This is a genomic window from Streptomyces sp. NBC_00273 (assembly GCF_036178145.1).
Lineage (GTDB): Bacteria > Actinomycetota > Actinomycetes > Streptomycetales > Streptomycetaceae > Streptomyces.
This window is the reverse complement of record NZ_CP108067.1, coordinates 2,400,946-2,415,949: the sequence shown is the minus strand read 5'-3', so window position 1 is coordinate 2,415,949 and position 15,004 is coordinate 2,400,946. Positions and strand designations below refer to the sequence as shown.

The window sequence follows — 15,004 nt, the reverse complement described above, 5'->3', positions numbered from 1 at the left end:
AGGTAAGCGAGGTGAGCGTCGTGCCGGGCTTCGTGACCCGGTGAACCATTCGGGTCGCAGTACTAGGCCTCCTGGCCCGACAGGTGGGCCAGGACCGCCAGGACGCGGCGGTTGCCCTCCGTGGCGTCCAGGTCGAGCTTCATGAAGATGCTGGACGCGTGTTTGACGACGGCGGCCTCGGTGATGAACAGCCGGGCCGCCAGGGCCTGGTTGTTGAGGCCCGAGGCCATCAGGGTCAGCACCTCCCGCTCCCGCGGGGTCAGCCGGGCCAGCGGCCGCTCCTCGGACTGCCGGCTGAGCAGGACCCGTACCACCTCGGGGTCGATGACCGTACGGCCCTCGGCGACCTGCTGGAGGGCGTCGAGGAACTCGGCCACCTCGCCGACCCGGTCCTTGAGGAGGTAGCCCAGCCCGGCCGCGGAGGCACCCGTGAGCAGCTGGGTGGCGTAGGCCGTGGCCACGTACTGCGAGAGCACGAGAACGGGCAACGAGGCGTCCCGGGAACGGAGTTCCAGCGCGGCCCGCAGACCCTCGTCGCGGAAGCCGGGCGGCATCCGCACATCGGTCACGACGGCGTCCGGTCGCTGCGCCTCCACCGCCCGCACCAGCTCCTCGGCGCTCCCGACGGCGGCGATGACCTGGTGGCCGCCGCGGGTGAGGAGTTCCGTCAGCCCCGCGCGCAGCAGTACGGAGTCCTCGGCGAGGATCAGCCGGAGCACGGGACCTCCACCCGGAGTCGGGTCGGTCCGCCCACCGGACTGGACACCACCAGCCTGCCCTTCAACATCGCCACCCTGTCCGCGAGTCCTGCCAGGCCCGCCCCCGCGCCGGGATCGGCGCCGCCGCGGCCGTCGTCGGTGACGGTGAGAGTGAGCCGGTCACCCTCGACCTTACCGACCACGGCGACGCGCGAGGCACCGCTGTGCTTGGCCGCGTTGGCGAGCGCCTCGGTGACGGTGAAGTACGCCGTGATCTCGACCGATTCGGCCAGCCGGGGCACGTCGAGGTCCACGGTCACCGGTACGGGATGGCGCAGGGCCACTTCGGCGACGGCCGCCGCGAGCCCGTGATCGGTGAGGACCTGCGGGTGGATGCCCCGTACGAGGTCGCGCAGTTGCTCCAGGGCGACCTTGGCCTCCCCGCGCCCCCGGGCCACCAGGGCGGCGGCCCCGGCCGCCTGCGGGATGCCGCGCAGTTCCAGCTCGGCGAGGCCGAGCGTCATGCTGAGGGCGACCAGCTGCTGCTGAGCGCCGTCGTGCAAGTCCCGCTCGATGCGCCGACGTTCGGCTTCGAAGGCGTCGACCAGGCGGACCCGGGAGCGGGTGAGCTCCAGGATCCGGTCGGCCTCCACGCGCGGTCCGAGCAACAGGCGGGCGGTCTTCACCTGGGCCGCGGCGAGCAGGGCGCCCGCGTACGCCGCCACCAGCATCCCGGCCAGTCCGACGGCCGTGCCGCCCAGGGCCTCCAGCGGCCCGGAGACCGGCCGGCCGGGGACCAGCATCACGTGGTCCGGGGCGATGGCCCAGACGATCGCCGGGGTCGCGACGAGGATCAGGGCGAAGGCCAGCAGCGTGATCACGGCGAACCCGGCCGCCCCGAAGACCGGCCCGAGCAGGGTGGCGTACGCGAACTCCCGCCAGGTGGCCCGTTCCCGCAGCCGGGTCCGCAGCCAGGCCGCTGGCCCGGCCCCGGCGAGGGAGGCGTGCGGGTCCGCCACGGGCACGGGCTCCACCCACCGCAGCCGCCACCGCTCCAGCGCCCCCAGCGGCACCACGGCGACGACGGCGCCGAGCAGGAGGAGCAGTCCGATCCCGACGACCGCCAGCGCCATTCCGACCCCGAGGAGCAGGACGAGGACGACCAGAACGGGATAGCCGATGAGGAACCCGCTGCCCAGGTACGCCCAGCACCGCCAGGGCCACCACGAGCCGAGGAACCGCAACGGCCGGCGTATCGCGGCCAGGACGGCGACCGTTGGAGGGCCGGCCGGTTCGGGGAGGGGCGTGGAGTCGGACATGTCTCCCCAGCCTAGGGGGTCGTTCCCGTGGCGCGATCGTCGGTCGGCGCTGACGAGGACCTCGGTGACGCTGTCCGGGCGGCTTCACGCATCGCCCTCGTCCAAAGACGGCGAAGGCCGTGTGGCATCCGTCGACTCACCGCCCTCCCCGAGAAGCCGGGCGGCTTGCCCGCGGGGCCCTCCGGGGCCGGTGACGGAGCCGGATCGGCGGGGGCCGGGGGAGCCGTGCTCAAGGGGTGCCTCGGCTGTCCGGTTCCATCCGCCACCATCCCTGAGAGGGTCCGCCGGTCCGTCGGTCCGCTCCCCCGATCATGGAGCGGGGGCGGTGCAGGTGCCGTGGTGGGCTGCGCCCGGCGGGTGAACCGGGGCGCTGCGGCGGGTGTCAGTCCCCGGTGCGTACGAAGGTCCGCACCGCGGTGTCGAAGTAGCCCCGGGCCTCGTCGCCCTGGTGGACCGGCGAGGACACCCACACGTCGTACAGGCGGCCGTCCTCCTCCCAGCACAGGTCGCGGGTGTGCCGGGGGCCCTCGGTCGTCGAGAAGCCGTCCCAGGTGAACAGCCAGAGGGCGGCCTGCCTGCCGTTCTGCGAGGTGGTCACGACCTCGGCGTCACGGTAACCGGGGTTGGTCCCCGGCCCCTTGGCGTGGGCCCGCTGATGGACGGCGAGCGGGCCGCCCGACTCGGGCTCGGCCACCTTGATGCCGATGCGGAAGGCCTCACCGGGTGACATGTAGAAGATCCGCGGACCTTCCACCTTGCGGGTGAAGCCGAGCGGTACGGCGAGCGAGAATCCCTCCGGGTCGGTGACGACGCGGTAGCCGGCGGGCGCGGGCTCGTCATCGGAGGAGGGGGAGCCCGTGTCGATCCGCTCGCCGAGGGCGCCGGTGGCGGCGGTGGCGGCGGTCCCGGTGGCGGGTGTGTGCGGCCGGCCGGCCGCCCCGCTCGTGGACGTCTGTCCGCCCCGCTCGCCGTCGTTCACGAGCAGCGCGGCGGACACGCCCGCACCGGCGATCGCGGCCATCAGCAGACCGGCGATCAGCGCCGCCCCCGGCCGCCGCATCCCGGGGGCGCGTACGGGCCCGGGCGCGGGCACGGCGGCCGATACCGGCATCGGCGCGGACACCGGGGCCGCGCCGGGCCGCGTCGGGTCGTGCGGGACCGGAGCCTGCGGGGCCGGGGCTTGCGGCGAGGAGGCCTGCGGCGAGGGGGCCTGCGGGCCCGGAACGGACCGTGTCGGGCCGTACGGGGCCGGGGCGTACTGCGTCGGGGTGTACTGGGCCGCCGACTCCGCACAGGCCCGCAGCATCTGCTCGGCCCGCTCCGCGTCGAGCCGTCCGGCCGGATCGCGCTCCAGCAGCCCCCGCACCACCGGCAGCAGCGCGCCGCACGCCTCGGGCGGCCGGATCTCGTCGAAGACCACCGCGTGCAGGATCCCGCCGAGCGAGTCCCGCCGGAAGGGCGAGGCGCCGCTGAGGGCCGCGCACAGCAGGGCGCCCAGCGACCACAGATCGGCCTCGGGCCCCGCCGGCGTCCGCCCCGACATCCGCTCGGGCGCGGTGTATTCGGGGGACCCGACGAACGACCCGGTGGTGGTCAGCGTCGTGGCGCCCGACACCTGCGCGATCCCGAAGTCGGTGAGCACGGGCCGCCCGCCCGGCGCCTCCAGCAGCACGTTCGCCGGCTTGATGTCCCGGTGCAGCACCCCGGCCGCGTGCGCCGTGCGCAACGCGCCGACCAGCGCGATCCCGATCCGGGCCGCCTCGGCGACGTCCACCGGGCCGGTCCGGGAGAGCCGGTCGGCGAGGGAACCGCCCTCGACCAGTTCCATGACGATGTAAGGGAGTTCGCCGTCCTCGACGATGTCGTGCACCACGATGATGTGGGGGTGCTTGAGCTGCGCGGCCGCCCGTGCCTCGCGGAGCGTGCGCTCACGCTGGTGCCGGGCCTCGTCCTCGGACAGCGCGAGGTCGAGCGCGACCTCCTTGACGGCGACGCTCCGGCCGAGCAGCTGGTCGGTGGCGCGCCACACGATGCCCATGCCACCGCGTCCGAGCTTGGCGTCCAGCCGGTAGCGCCCTGCGATCAGCCGGGCGTTCGCCCCCTCGGTCCCCACGGCGACATCATGCCGCATCGCGGATCAGCACCCGTCCACGGCGTGTCGAAGCCGCCCATTGATCGTTTCTTCAGCGGTAGCCCTTACTTCTGCTGCGGATTTCGGGAGGCGCGCGGTGACCGCTTGGCAGTACTTCGCCGGGGCGGGCCTGGTGGCGGCGCTCTGCCCGCTGCACGGCCATGTGGCGGTCGCGGCCGACGGAGACGGCTACGGAGACGGCCACGGCCACGGCCACGGAGCCCGCGTCGACGTGTGCGTGCCGGCCGGGCAGCCGGAGAGGCCGGTCTTCCGGCCTCCGTCCGGGGGGCCCTCGGTCCGGGTGGTCGAGCCGGGCGCCGACCGGCCGACCGTGCGTCACCCGGGGCGGCCCGTGCAATCCACCACCCCCGTCGAGCGGCCCGTGCGGCCGGCCGAGCCGGCGCGGCAGCGTCCGCCCGGCGCAGCGGTGGAGCCTTCCGCGGAGGCAAGGGCCCGGGGGTCGGAGCCGCCGGAGCCCGCGGCGGGTCCCGAGGGCCGGGACGAACCGGCGTCGGCCGACGCACCCGCCCCGCCCGCGGCCAGGGCCGCCGCCGCACGGGTGAGCGCCTTCCACGTGCGTCCGTACCGCTCGGTGGCCCTGGAGCGGCGCGGCCCGGGCGGGATGTCCACCATGACGCTCATGGTCGTCGTCACCACCCCGGCCGTACTCGCCGCCGCCGCCCTGCGCCCCCGTTCCAAGAGCCGCGGCTGACCGCCGCCTCTCCGCCCCTCCGCCCCCCCCGTCCACCGATCCGTCGAACCACCGATCCGTCGAACCACCGATCCACACCGGGAGAACCCACGTGTCCGAATGGCTGGTCCTGGCCATCGCCATGGCGCTCGTCTGCGCCCTCGTCCTCGCCATCACCGCGATCCGGCACCGCCGGGCCGCCGACGACGAGGACACCAGCGAAACCCCCGATGTCATCGAGTACATGACGATGATGGTGGGCGTGGTCTACGCGATCGTGCTGGGCCTGGCCATCGCGGGCGTCTGGGAGGCGCGCGGCGCCGCCGAGGACAGCGTGCGCCGCGAGGCCCAGGCCCTGTACGAGGTGACCCAGCGCGCCGACGTCTACCCGGCGGCCGTCCGCGACCGGATCCGGGGCGAGGTGGACGCGTACGTCTCCCACACCGTCGCCGTGGACTGGCCGCTGCTGACCTCCGGCGACAGCGCCTCGCCCGAAGGCGCTGCACTGCTCGGCAAGCTGCGCACCGACGTCACGCACCAGAGCCCGGCCAACGAGCTCCAGGCGCAGGCCTACCAGCCGCTGCTGGACCACATCGCGACCGCCGACGACGCGCGGCACTCGCGGACGCAGAGCTCCGAGTCCACGCTGCCGGGCGTGGTGTGGTTCGGGCTGCTGGTCGGTGGGCTGGTCACGGTCGGACTGATCTTCACCCTGCAGATCCGGCGCTCCGGACGGGAGTTGCTGCTCGCCGGGCTGTTCAGCGCGCTGATCGTGTTCCTGCTCTTCATGGTGTGGAGTTTCGACGCGCCGTACGGCCGGGAGGGGATCGACTCGGCCGCACCGTTCCAGGACCTGTTCCCGGCCACGGCGTCGGCAGCCGTCGCCAGCCGCTGAGGGCCGGCGGACTCCCGGTCCGCCGCTACGCGGTGACCTCTCGCCGGACCGCTTGCACCACCGGCGAGTGCCGCAGTGCGTGGGAGATCCGCAGCAGGTCGCGCGGGCCGTCGGCGACGTCGAGGACGGCCTCCTCGTCCTCTCCGATGACCTTTCCGTCGGGGTCGGCGGAGCGGGCCCGTACGGCGGCCGCGACCATGGCGGCCTCGGCGACGGCGCGGGCCGTCTCGTCGTCGGCACCCGCGGCGACGGCGCTCTCGTAGGCGCCGTCGCCGAGGCCCTTGTCGAAGTACGGCCCGAGGTGCAGGAAGCCGTCGTGGATGTCCGACTCGCGCTGGATCACCCGTAGTTCCGCCGCGGACCACCAGGCCATCTGGACGGAGGGGGTACCGCAGGGCGCGGAGATCTGCACCTCGTGCCAGAGCGGGCCGAGCCGGCGGTACGTCGCCCAGGTCTGCCAGTGGTCCGACAGCCGCTGGCAGACGAGCGGCACCACGAAGCCCATCGCGCTGATCAGCGCCCCGAGCGAGGCGAGCGGCGGGGCGGCGTAGGTGCTGAGGTCGTCCAGGTTGTGACCGGACCAGCGGGCGACGACCGCGGTCATCTTCGTGGCGTCGTAGGAGAGGTTGAAGATGTAGCCGGCGACGATGATCACCAGGCCGACCCGCAGCCAGCCTCGGACCTGGAGCGACCAGCGCCAGCACAGGACCATCATCACCACGGCGGCCACGGAGTGCGCCAGCAGGTAGAGCGCGATCATGTGGCCGATGTAGGGCGTGTTCGCGTAGTAGGTGTCGAAGTCGCGCAGCCGCTCCACCGGGGTCTTGCCGAGGGCGAAGAGCATGATCAGGGAGAGGACCACTGCGCTGTAGCCGAGGATCCAGTGGCGCGAGACGAGCCGGGTCTGTTCGGGCGGGCCGCCCCGCCAGTTGACCATCAGGACCAGGCAGGAGGCGCTGAACGCGGTGATCAGGCAGTAGACCAGGGGGGCCGAGACGTTGACGATCCCGGTCCAGCGGTTGACCGCGGCGATGGTGGGCGGGGCCGCGAAGGTGAACACCGCTCCGGCCAGGGTCAGCAGGGCGACGACCGACCGCAGGAGGGGATCGCGCCAGTTGTGCCGCAGGGCCGGCAGCTTGAAGGCGAGTGAGACCGCCATCGCGGCCGCCGGTATGTAGTAGTCCTTGCCGTTCAACGCTCTTTCCTGTGCCCCCGGTAGCCCAGCGAAGCCTCGATCCGGCCCGCCAATTGATCGCGCTGGACCGGAGCGCGGTGGCTCGCCGATCCGGCGAGCCAGTTCCGACACCGACTACCCAGCAGTAAGCCGAAGGTTTCAGCCTCGGTCTCCTCCTGGACGTCGGCGCGCGTGCGCGCGGCGACGCGGCGCACGGTCTCGCCGATGTCGGCCTCGTCGGTCAGCAGTCGCGCGGCGACGGCGGCGCCGTCGACGTGGTGGCTGCAGTGGCCGGCCTTCATGTGCCACAGCTCGTGGCCCAGGATCACCAACTGGTGGTCCGGCGCGGTGCGTTCCTCGATGACCACGAGATCGCGGTCCGCCATGTCGAGCCACAGGCCGCTGGCCGTCCGCGGCGGGAACGAGGCCATCCGGAAGTCCACCCGGCGGCCGCGGTGTCTGCTCATGCCCTCGCAGAGGGCAGCGTAGAGGTCCACGGGTTCCACGGGGGCGGTCAGCCGGATGCCGGCCACCAGCTCCCCGCACAACCGCCGCTGCTCTCTGCCTATGCTCACCGTTCTCCCCGTCGGCGCGGATCCGGATCAGGACTCAAGGATCAGACCCAGACTTTCGACTGGGTCAGGATTCGTTCGGTTTTACGCTTTCGAGGAGCATGTCCAGCCATTCGGTCACCTTGTCCCGGTGCTTGTCGCTGGGCAGTTGGGCGGCGCGCCAGGCGATGCCCCGTACACCGTGGTTCTGGAGGAGTCTTGCCAGTGGATCGCCCGCCGATGCGGCCGACGCCGGTACGGTTTCCCGCGCCCGCCCCGCGAAGTCCTGGAGCAGCTGTTGCTCGGTCCGCTGGAGCGCGTCGGTGAGGGCGTCGGCGTCGTGCGCCGTGAGGAAGCCGGCGTGCACTCCGAAGAACCGCTGGATCGCGTCGCAATGCTCCATGGTGGGGCGCCGGTCGCCGTTGATCAGTGCGCCGGCCTGCTGCCGGGACATGCCGGCGCCGTCCGCGATCTCCTGCTGGGTGTAGCGGCGGCCGTTCGGTTTGACGCGGGTCCGCCGGAGCAGGTCGAGGCGCTGGAGGAACCGGGTCTGCAGATCGGGTTCGCCGGCCGGCCTGCCGTCGAGCAGGGTCCTGACCACGTCTGCGGGTACGCCGGAGGCCTCGGAAAGCCGCCGCAGGTCGAAGACCTGGTTCAGGTCGCGGCCCATCTTGCCCGCGAGTTCGGCGACACGCGTGATGGTGGCTGCCATGGGTGCGTCGGCTACCGCGACGGGAGCCGGGAAGCCGTCTGTCACCAGTGGTTCTCCTAGATCGCGCGAAGTCGGTATGGGCACATGGTCGGCTTCTGGAATCTAGCCGCTCTTGCCCAGAAGGGCTAGAACGTGCCACAGCTGTGGCGGGAATGAGCTGTCAAGAGGCTGGAATTGCCACAATAGTTGACACTCGAATGAAGTCGGTAGCAGGATCGCCACACGGAAATGAAGATCCAGACCGGAGGAGGGGGAGCTCTCAGTGCCACATCTCGCAGCGGTGGGCCCGTCCGATGGACTCGCCCGAGCCGTTGAAGAGCGCCTGGCGGGCGAGGAACCCGCCCGCGGTGCCGTGCGGTCGGAGCGACGCAAGGAGATTTTGCGCCAGCGCCGCGAGGAGCTGGGCCTGAGTCAGGAAGACCTCGCCGCCCGGCTGCGCATCAGCGTGCGCGCGTACGGGAACTGGGAAAGAGGCCTGGTCAAGGAGTGGACGGACCGCAAACTCCTCGCCCTGGCCGAGGCCTTGGAGATGAGCGAGCGGCAGTGCTTCTGGCTGTTCCGCGTCATGGTCGACCGCGACCCGCCGCCCACGTGGCGGGCCGCCGAGGAGAACCGGCTGCCCGAGGACCCGGCGCAGCGCGACTACTTGTGCGACTACGCGGCCCTCATGGAGTCCGTGCCGTACCCGAGCTTCCTGGTGGACCACCGCTGGGACGTGGCCCTGACCAATTCGGCCTTCGACCAGCTCTTCCAGTCGGTGAGGCCGCACCCGACGGCCCTGCCGGACGACAACTTCCTGCGCTTCGTGCTGTTCCACCCGGACGCGGCCGCCGTGCTGGAGGACCACGAACCCGCCTGGTGCGTACCGCTGCTGGCCCAGTTCGCGACCGCGCTGGCCGGGGCCCCCGAGGACGAGGGGCTGCGCAGCATCCGCCAGGAAGTGGCCCGTGACCCGTTCATGGAGGCGGCCTACCGGTACGGGGTGCCGCACTGGCTGAGCACGCACGGGGCCGACGCCGCCGAGCTCGACGGGGCGGTGCGCACCGTTCGCCACCCCGACCCGCGGTGGGGGCTGGTGCGCTGCCGGATGGTGGCCGAGACCAGTCGGATGCTGGGCGAGATGGGACTGACCCGGATCACCCTGATCCTCTCGACGCCCACGGGCGCACCGAGGGGCCCCGTCCGCAGCGGCGCGGGCTTCACGCAGCAGCAGGGCGCCAGGCTGCGCGCCGTGCCGTCGCCGGTGGAGTGACCGACCGGGGCAGACTGGTGGCGGCGGACGCGTGTCGTGGCGTGCGTGTCACCGATCGTGGCACCGGCCGGCACTGCGGCGCCGGCAACGGGATCTGCACTGGCGAAAGGCGGTAGGGGCGTGCGGCTGACGATCCTCGGCGGGGGCGGATTCCGGGTACCGCTCGTCTACGGAGCGCTCCTCGGCGACCGCGCCGAGGGCAGGGTGTCCCAGGTGACGCTGTACGACGAGGACCCGGCGCGGCTCACCGCCATGGCCCGGGTGCTCCGCGACCAGGCGTCGGCCGCATCGGCGGCCGATCCCGTGGTCGACGCCCCGGCCGTCACCGTCACCGGAGACCTCGACGAAGCCCTGCGCGGGGCGGACTTCGTCTTCTCCGCCATCCGCGTCGGCGGCCTGGAAGGGCGCGCGACGGACGAGCGGATCGCCTTGGCCGAGGGAGTCCTGGGCCAGGAGACGGTGGGCGCGGGCGGGATCGCGTACGGCCTGCGGACCGTGCCGGTGGCGCGCGCGCTCGCCCGCAGGATCGCCCGTACCGCCCCCGGGGCGTGGGTCATCAACTTCACCAACCCGGCCGGGCTGGTCACCGAGGCCATGGCCGAGGAGCTCGGCGAGCGGGTGATCGGCATCTGCGATTCCCCCGTGGGCCTCGGCCGGCGCATCGCCCGGCTGCTGGGCGCCCGCCCGCAGGAGGCCTGGATCGACTACGTCGGCCTCAACCACCTGGGCTGGGTGCGCGGGCTGCACATCGGTGGCCGCGACGAGCTGCCCCGGCTGCTGGCCGACACCGAAGCCCTGGAGTCCTTCGAGGAGGGCCGGCTCTTCGGGGCCGAATGGCTGCGCTCGCTCGGCGCGATCCCCAACGAGTACCTGCACTACTACTACTTCAACCGTGACACGGTACGGGCGTACCAGGAGGCCGAGCAGACGCGCGGGGCCTTCCTGCGCGACCAGCAGCGCGGCTTCTACGCCGAGGCCGGCCGGGCCGGGGCGCCGGCCGGGGCGGCGCTGGCCGCCTGGGACCGGACCCGGGCCGAGCGCGAGGCCACGTACATGGCCGAGAACCGCGAGGCGGCGGGTGCCCCGGAGCGCGAGGAGAGCGACCTCGAATCCGGCGGCTACGAGAAGGTCGCGCTCGCGCTGATGCGGGCCATCGCCCGGGACGAGCGGGCCACACTGATCCTGAACGTCCGGAACCGGTCGACGCTCTCCGTCCTCGACGCCGAGGCCGTCATCGAGGTGCCCTGCCTGGTCGACGCGAACGGCGCCCACCCGGTGGGCGTCGCACAGCTGCCCCTGCACGCCGTGGGGCTGGTGACGGCGGTCAAGGCGGTCGAGCGGGAGGTCCTGGCGGCGGCCGCGAGCGGTGCGCGGGCGGACGCGGTCAAGGCCTTCGCGCTCCATCCGCTGGTCGACTCGGTGGGGGTGGCCCGGCGGCTGCTCGACGGGTACGCGGCGGAGCACCCGGGCCTGGCCTACCTGCGCTGAGGCCCGGTCCACCGGCATCGATCCCGGTGGGCGGTTGCCCCGTACGGCTCAGCGCCGCATGCGCCGCGGCGGGCGCGCTGTGACAGTGCGAAGGTGACCACTGCCCCCGCCACGGCCCCCGCGCCCCCCGAGATCGACCGGCGACGGCGCAACGTCATCTTCGGCACGATCATGCTCGGCGTGTTGCTGGCGGCGCTCGACCAGACGATCGTGGGCACCGCGCTGCCCACGATCGTGGGGGACCTGGGCGGCGGCGACCACATGTCGTGGGTGGTGACCTCCTACCTGCTCGCCGAGACCGTGGCGACGGTCCTGGTCGGCAAGTTCGGTGACCTCTTCGGCCGGAAACTCATCTTCCAGATCTCCGCCATCGTCTTCATCAGCGGCTCCTTCCTGTGCGGCCTGTCCAGCAACATGACCCTCCTGATCGTGTGGCGCGGCGTCCAGGGCATCGGGGCCGGCGGCCTGATGGTCACCGCGATGGCGCTGATCGCCGATGTGGTGCCCCTGCGCGAACGCGGCAAGTACCAGGGCATGATCGGCGCCGTCTTCGGGGTCGCCACCGTGATCGGCCCGCTGCTCGGCGGGTTCTTCACCGACCAGCTGACCTGGCGGTGGTGCTTCTACGTCAACGTCCCGATCGCGATCCTCGTCGTCATCGCGGCGGCCAAGACGATCCCGGCGGTCCGGGCCTCGGGCAAGCCGGTGATCGACTACCTGGGCATCGCGCTGGTCGCCGTCGGCGCCAGCGCGCTGATCCTGGCCACCAGCTGGGGCGGGAACGAGTACGGCTGGACCTCGCCGGTCATCATCGGCCTGTTCGCGGGCGGCGCGGTCGCACTGGCGCTGTTCTGCCTGGCCGAGACCCGCGCCGCGGAACCGATGCTGCCTATGCGGCTCTTCCGCAATCCGGTCTTCTCCGTGTGCACCATTCTGAGCTTCGTCGTCGGATTCGCGATGCTCGGTGCGATGACCTTCCTGCCGACGTACCTCCAGTACGTGGACGGGGACTCGGCCACGATCTCGGGCGTCCGGACCCTGCCCATGGTCATCGGCCTGCTGATCGCCTCCGTGTTCAGCGGCAACGTCGTCAGCAAGACCGGCCAGTACCGGATCTTCCCGATCGTCGGGAACGCGGTCATGGGCGTCGGCCTGTACCTGCTGTCGCGGATGGGGCCGGGCACCAGCACCCTGCTGGAATCGCTGTACATGTTCGTGTTCGGTGTGGGCATCGGCCTGTCCATGCAGGTGCTGACCATCGCCGTGCAGAACACCGTCGACTACGCCGACCTGGGCACGGCCACCTCGGGCGTCACCTTCTTCCGCACCCTCGGCAGCGCCTTCGGGACGGCGGTCTTCGGGACGATCTACGCGAACCACCTGGGGCCCGCACTGGAGGCGGCGTACGTGGAGGCGGCTCGGCTCTCCGGGCAGGATCCGCAGGAGCTGGCCAGGACCGCGTCCACCCCGGAAGGGGTGCACCGGCTCGATCCGGCGGTCGCCGCACCGGTGATCGACGCGTACGCGCAGGCCCTGCAGACCGTGTTCCTGTACACCGTTCCGGTCGCCGTGTTCGGTTTCGTCGTGGCGCTCTTCCTCAAACAGGTACGGCTGCGCGACAGCGCCCGGGCCGGCTCCACGGACATGGGCGACGGGTTCGGCTCACCGGCCACGGCCTCGGGGGACTCGGCCAAGCTGCTGGAGCTCGCCGTCGGCAAACTCGTACGGAACATGGGCGCGGACACGGCGCGGGGGATCGTCCGGGGTTCCGACACCCGGCTGGACATCGCCGGCGCCTGGGCGGTGATGCAGGTGGAGCTGATGACCCGCACCGTCGGCCACGCCAGCCTCGTACTGATCGCCGGCCGTCGGTCCCTGCCGCCGGAAGTGCTGGTCCCGGTCTACGAGCGGATGGTGGACGAGGGATTCGTCAGCCGCGAGGACGGCTTCGTGACCCTCACCGCGGCCGGGCAGCGGGAGGCCGACGTGATCTCGAAGGCGTGGGCCCAGTGGCTGGGGGACCAGTTGGAGAAGGACCGTGGGCGGCCGCGGAGCGCCGAACTGCGGGTGGCGGCGGACGCGATCGCCAAGCGGTTGCTCGCGGAGGACCTGGGGGAGGGCAACTTCGCGCCAAAGGTGGTGGTGCGGCGGTAGACCCCGGCCCGGAAGGGAACCTCGTGGATCGGTCGACCGTCCTCCCCTGCGAGGCGGTGGGACAGCCGGATCGCAGACGGACGACGGGGGCGCTCGTGAGGATCACACTGGCCGAGGAGATCATGCTGCTGTCCTTGGACGACGAGTCCGGGGCGGCACGGCAGCGGCAGTCGGCGGGCTGGGCCGTGGCCGGGGCGCTCCTGCTCGAACTCGTCCTGGCGGAGCGGGTGTCGGTGTCGGGCAAGTACCTGGAGCTCAGGAGCACCGAGTCCACCGGGGAAGAACTGCTCGACGGCCGGATCCGGTTGATGGAGGCCTGGCTGCGCAACCGCGGCAAGCGCCGGGCGTCGGACTGGCTGACGAAGGACCAGCCCAAGGCGGTCGGTGCCGCCCTGGAGAGGCTGGGCGAGCGCGGGCTGGTGGTGACGCAGGTGCACAAGGTGTTCGGGGTGTTCCCGCAGCGCCGCTATCCGGAGGCCGACGGCACGGTCGAGCGCGCCCTGCGCGAGCGGCTCCACGCAGTCGTCATCGACGGCGCCGAGCCGGACGAGCGCACGGCGGGACTCATCGCCCTGATCCACTCGGCCAAGCTGCACCGGCTCGCCTTCCCCGGCCGGGAGCCCGACGAGGTGAGCACGAGGACGGCGCAGATCGCCGAAGGCCAGTGGGCGGCCGAGAGCGTCCGGGCGGCCATCCGGGACATGCAGGCCGCGATGGTGACGGTGACCACGGTGACGGTCCTGACGGCCACCACCTAGGCCGAGCACCGCGGACGTTCAGGCACTTGCTGCCGGGGCCGAGGTCGGGTAGGCGTACGAGAAGTCGTCGTGCGGCAGCGTGGTGAGGTCCGGGCGCCAAGCGCGCAGCACGGCCGCCGACGGGGCGTAGAGGGCCGAGGGGATCTCGGCGGGGGCGAACCACTGCCAGCGGGTGATCTTGTGGGGCTCGGTGACGGCCGGGACGCCCTCCGCCGCGGTGGTGACGGCGGCTGCCGTGAGCCTGGTCAGGCCGGACTGCGCGTCGATCTGTACGGACAGGACCCGGATCGCCTCGGGGGCCGCCCGCAGGTCCGTCTCCTCGGCGAGTTCCCGGGCGGCGGCCTGCTCGAAGCCCTCCCCGGGGTCGACCTTGCCTCCGGGCAGCTCCCATCGGCCGTCGTGCGCCTGGCCGAGCAGCACCCGGCCGTCGGCCGCCAGGACGACCAGTCCGACGCCGACGACGGCATGGGGCTGCGGCGCGGCCCGCTCGGGGCGTTCGTGGGGGGTGCTCATGGACGTCCTTCCGATGGAGGGGTGGGCCGGGCCCGGACGTGGATCCGCTCGCCCTGGGGGCCGAAGAGGCTGAGGAACTCCGCCGGTTGCGGACCCGCGTTGAAGAAGGCGTGCGGGGTGCGGGTGTCGAACTCGGCGGCCTCACCGGGGCCGAGGACGAGGTCGTGCCCGCCCAGCAGCAGTCGGATGCGCCCGGAGAGCACGTACAGCCATTCGTAGCCCTCGTGGACCTGTAGCTCGGGTTCGGCGGGCGGACCTTCGAGGGGCGGCAGGATCTGCTTGAAGGCGTGCACCCCGCTGAACTTCCGGGTCAGCGGCACGTAGGTGCTGCCGTGCCGGACGAAGGGCCGTGGCCGGACCCGCGGATCCCCGGTCTCAGGGGCGCCGACCAGCTCGTCGAGCGCCACCCGGTGCGCCCTGGCCAGCGGAAGCAGCAGCTCCAGCGTCGGCCTGCGCTGCCCGGACTCCAGCCGCGAGAGGGTCGAGAGCGAGATGCCGGTGGTCTCGCTGAGCTGGGCCAGCGTGGTGCCGCGCTGTCGGCGCAGGGCGCGCAGCCGCGGGCCCACGGCGGTGAGCACGCCGGCGAGTTCCTCGTCCTGCTCCTCGGTGGCCATGGATCCATTTGCCGCTTCGGCAACAACATTTGTCAAGCGGGCCGCCGTGGGCGG

General features: G+C 72.6%; 14 protein-coding genes. 6 read left to right on the top strand and 8 right to left on the bottom strand.

Features of this window, described 5'->3' with window-relative positions; all coding sequences use genetic code 11:
- Nucleotides 1-62: 62 nt before the first annotated feature.
- From OG386_RS10270 to OG386_RS10260, 3 genes are all read right to left on the bottom strand, one after another.
- Nucleotides 63-719: a response regulator transcription factor gene (locus OG386_RS10270; RefSeq protein ID WP_328787860.1), complete on the bottom strand. Its 657-nt coding sequence runs from the start codon at nt 717-719 to the stop codon at nt 63-65.
- Nucleotides 707-2,017, bottom strand: coding sequence for a sensor histidine kinase (locus OG386_RS10265; protein ID WP_328787859.1), 1,311 nt, complete (start codon nt 2,015-2,017; stop codon nt 707-709). Before OG386_RS10265 ends, OG386_RS10270 begins: the two co-directional genes overlap by 13 nt.
- A 382-nt stretch (nt 2,018-2,399) precedes the next feature.
- On the bottom strand, nt 2,400-4,130 hold the full coding sequence (locus tag OG386_RS10260) for a serine/threonine-protein kinase (protein WP_328787858.1): 1,731 nt from the start codon (nt 4,128-4,130) through the stop codon (nt 2,400-2,402).
- 115 nt (nt 4,131-4,245) lie between these two features.
- On the opposite strand from OG386_RS10260, the gene OG386_RS10255 reads away from it, so the two are divergent.
- Together OG386_RS10255 and OG386_RS10250 are read left to right on the top strand one after the other, a co-directional pair.
- The gene (locus tag OG386_RS10255) at nt 4,246-4,860 is read left to right on the top strand and encodes a hypothetical protein (protein WP_328787857.1); all 615 of its coding nucleotides are present in this window, start codon (nt 4,246-4,248) and stop codon (nt 4,858-4,860) included.
- 91 nt (nt 4,861-4,951) lie between these two features.
- The gene (locus OG386_RS10250) at nt 4,952-5,734 is read left to right on the top strand and encodes a bestrophin-like domain (RefSeq protein WP_328787856.1); all 783 of its coding nucleotides are present in this window, start codon (nt 4,952-4,954) and stop codon (nt 5,732-5,734) included.
- A 25-nt stretch (nt 5,735-5,759) separates the two neighbouring features.
- Here OG386_RS10250 and OG386_RS10245 read toward each other — a convergent pair whose 3' ends face one another.
- From OG386_RS10245 to OG386_RS10235, 3 genes are all read right to left on the bottom strand, one after another.
- On the bottom strand, nt 5,760-6,929 hold the full coding sequence (locus tag OG386_RS10245; RefSeq protein WP_328787855.1) for an MAB_1171c family putative transporter: 1,170 nt from the start codon (nt 6,927-6,929) through the stop codon (nt 5,760-5,762).
- On the bottom strand, nt 6,926-7,483 hold the full coding sequence (locus OG386_RS10240) for a toxin-antitoxin system, toxin component (RefSeq protein WP_327382315.1): 558 nt from the start codon (nt 7,481-7,483) through the stop codon (nt 6,926-6,928). The genes OG386_RS10245 and OG386_RS10240 overlap by 4 nt, the downstream gene beginning before the upstream one ends.
- Nucleotides 7,484-7,547: 64 nt before the next feature.
- Complete coding sequence (locus OG386_RS10235) at nt 7,548-8,216, bottom strand: helix-turn-helix domain-containing protein (RefSeq protein ID WP_327382314.1); 669 nt, start codon at nt 8,214-8,216, stop codon at nt 7,548-7,550.
- Between the two features lie 217 nt (nt 8,217-8,433).
- Here OG386_RS10235 and OG386_RS10230 point away from each other — a divergent pair, with 217 nt between their 5' ends.
- The 4 genes from OG386_RS10230 (at nt 8,434) to OG386_RS10215 (ending at nt 13,823) form a co-directional block, all read left to right on the top strand.
- Nucleotides 8,434-9,423 carry a helix-turn-helix domain-containing protein gene (locus OG386_RS10230; protein WP_328787854.1) on the top strand — a complete coding sequence of 330 codons (990 nt, stop codon included), beginning with the start codon at nt 8,434-8,436 and terminating at the stop codon, nt 9,421-9,423.
- Nucleotides 9,424-9,543: 120 nt separating this feature from the next.
- Nucleotides 9,544-10,911, top strand: coding sequence for a 6-phospho-beta-glucosidase (locus tag OG386_RS10225; protein WP_328787853.1), 1,368 nt, complete (start codon nt 9,544-9,546; stop codon nt 10,909-10,911).
- A 93-nt stretch (nt 10,912-11,004) separates the two neighbouring features.
- Nucleotides 11,005-13,065 (top strand): MDR family MFS transporter, encoded by a 2,061-nt coding sequence (locus OG386_RS10220; RefSeq protein ID WP_328787852.1) that lies wholly within the window; start codon nt 11,005-11,007, stop codon nt 13,063-13,065.
- A 95-nt stretch (nt 13,066-13,160) separates the two neighbouring features.
- Nucleotides 13,161-13,823 (top strand): GOLPH3/VPS74 family protein, encoded by a 663-nt coding sequence (locus OG386_RS10215; RefSeq protein WP_328787851.1) that lies wholly within the window; start codon nt 13,161-13,163, stop codon nt 13,821-13,823.
- An 18-nt stretch (nt 13,824-13,841) separates the two neighbouring features.
- On the opposite strand, the gene OG386_RS10210 is transcribed toward OG386_RS10215, so the two are convergent.
- Together OG386_RS10210 and OG386_RS10205 are read right to left on the bottom strand one after the other, a co-directional pair.
- Entirely contained in the window at nt 13,842-14,336 is a 495-nt protein-coding gene (locus OG386_RS10210) for a nucleotide triphosphate diphosphatase NUDT15 (protein ID WP_328787850.1), read from the bottom strand.
- Nucleotides 14,333-14,950, bottom strand: coding sequence for a helix-turn-helix domain-containing protein (locus tag OG386_RS10205; protein ID WP_328787849.1), 618 nt, complete (start codon nt 14,948-14,950; stop codon nt 14,333-14,335). The genes OG386_RS10210 and OG386_RS10205 overlap by 4 nt, the downstream gene beginning before the upstream one ends.
- Nucleotides 14,951-15,004: the final 54 nt, after the last annotated feature.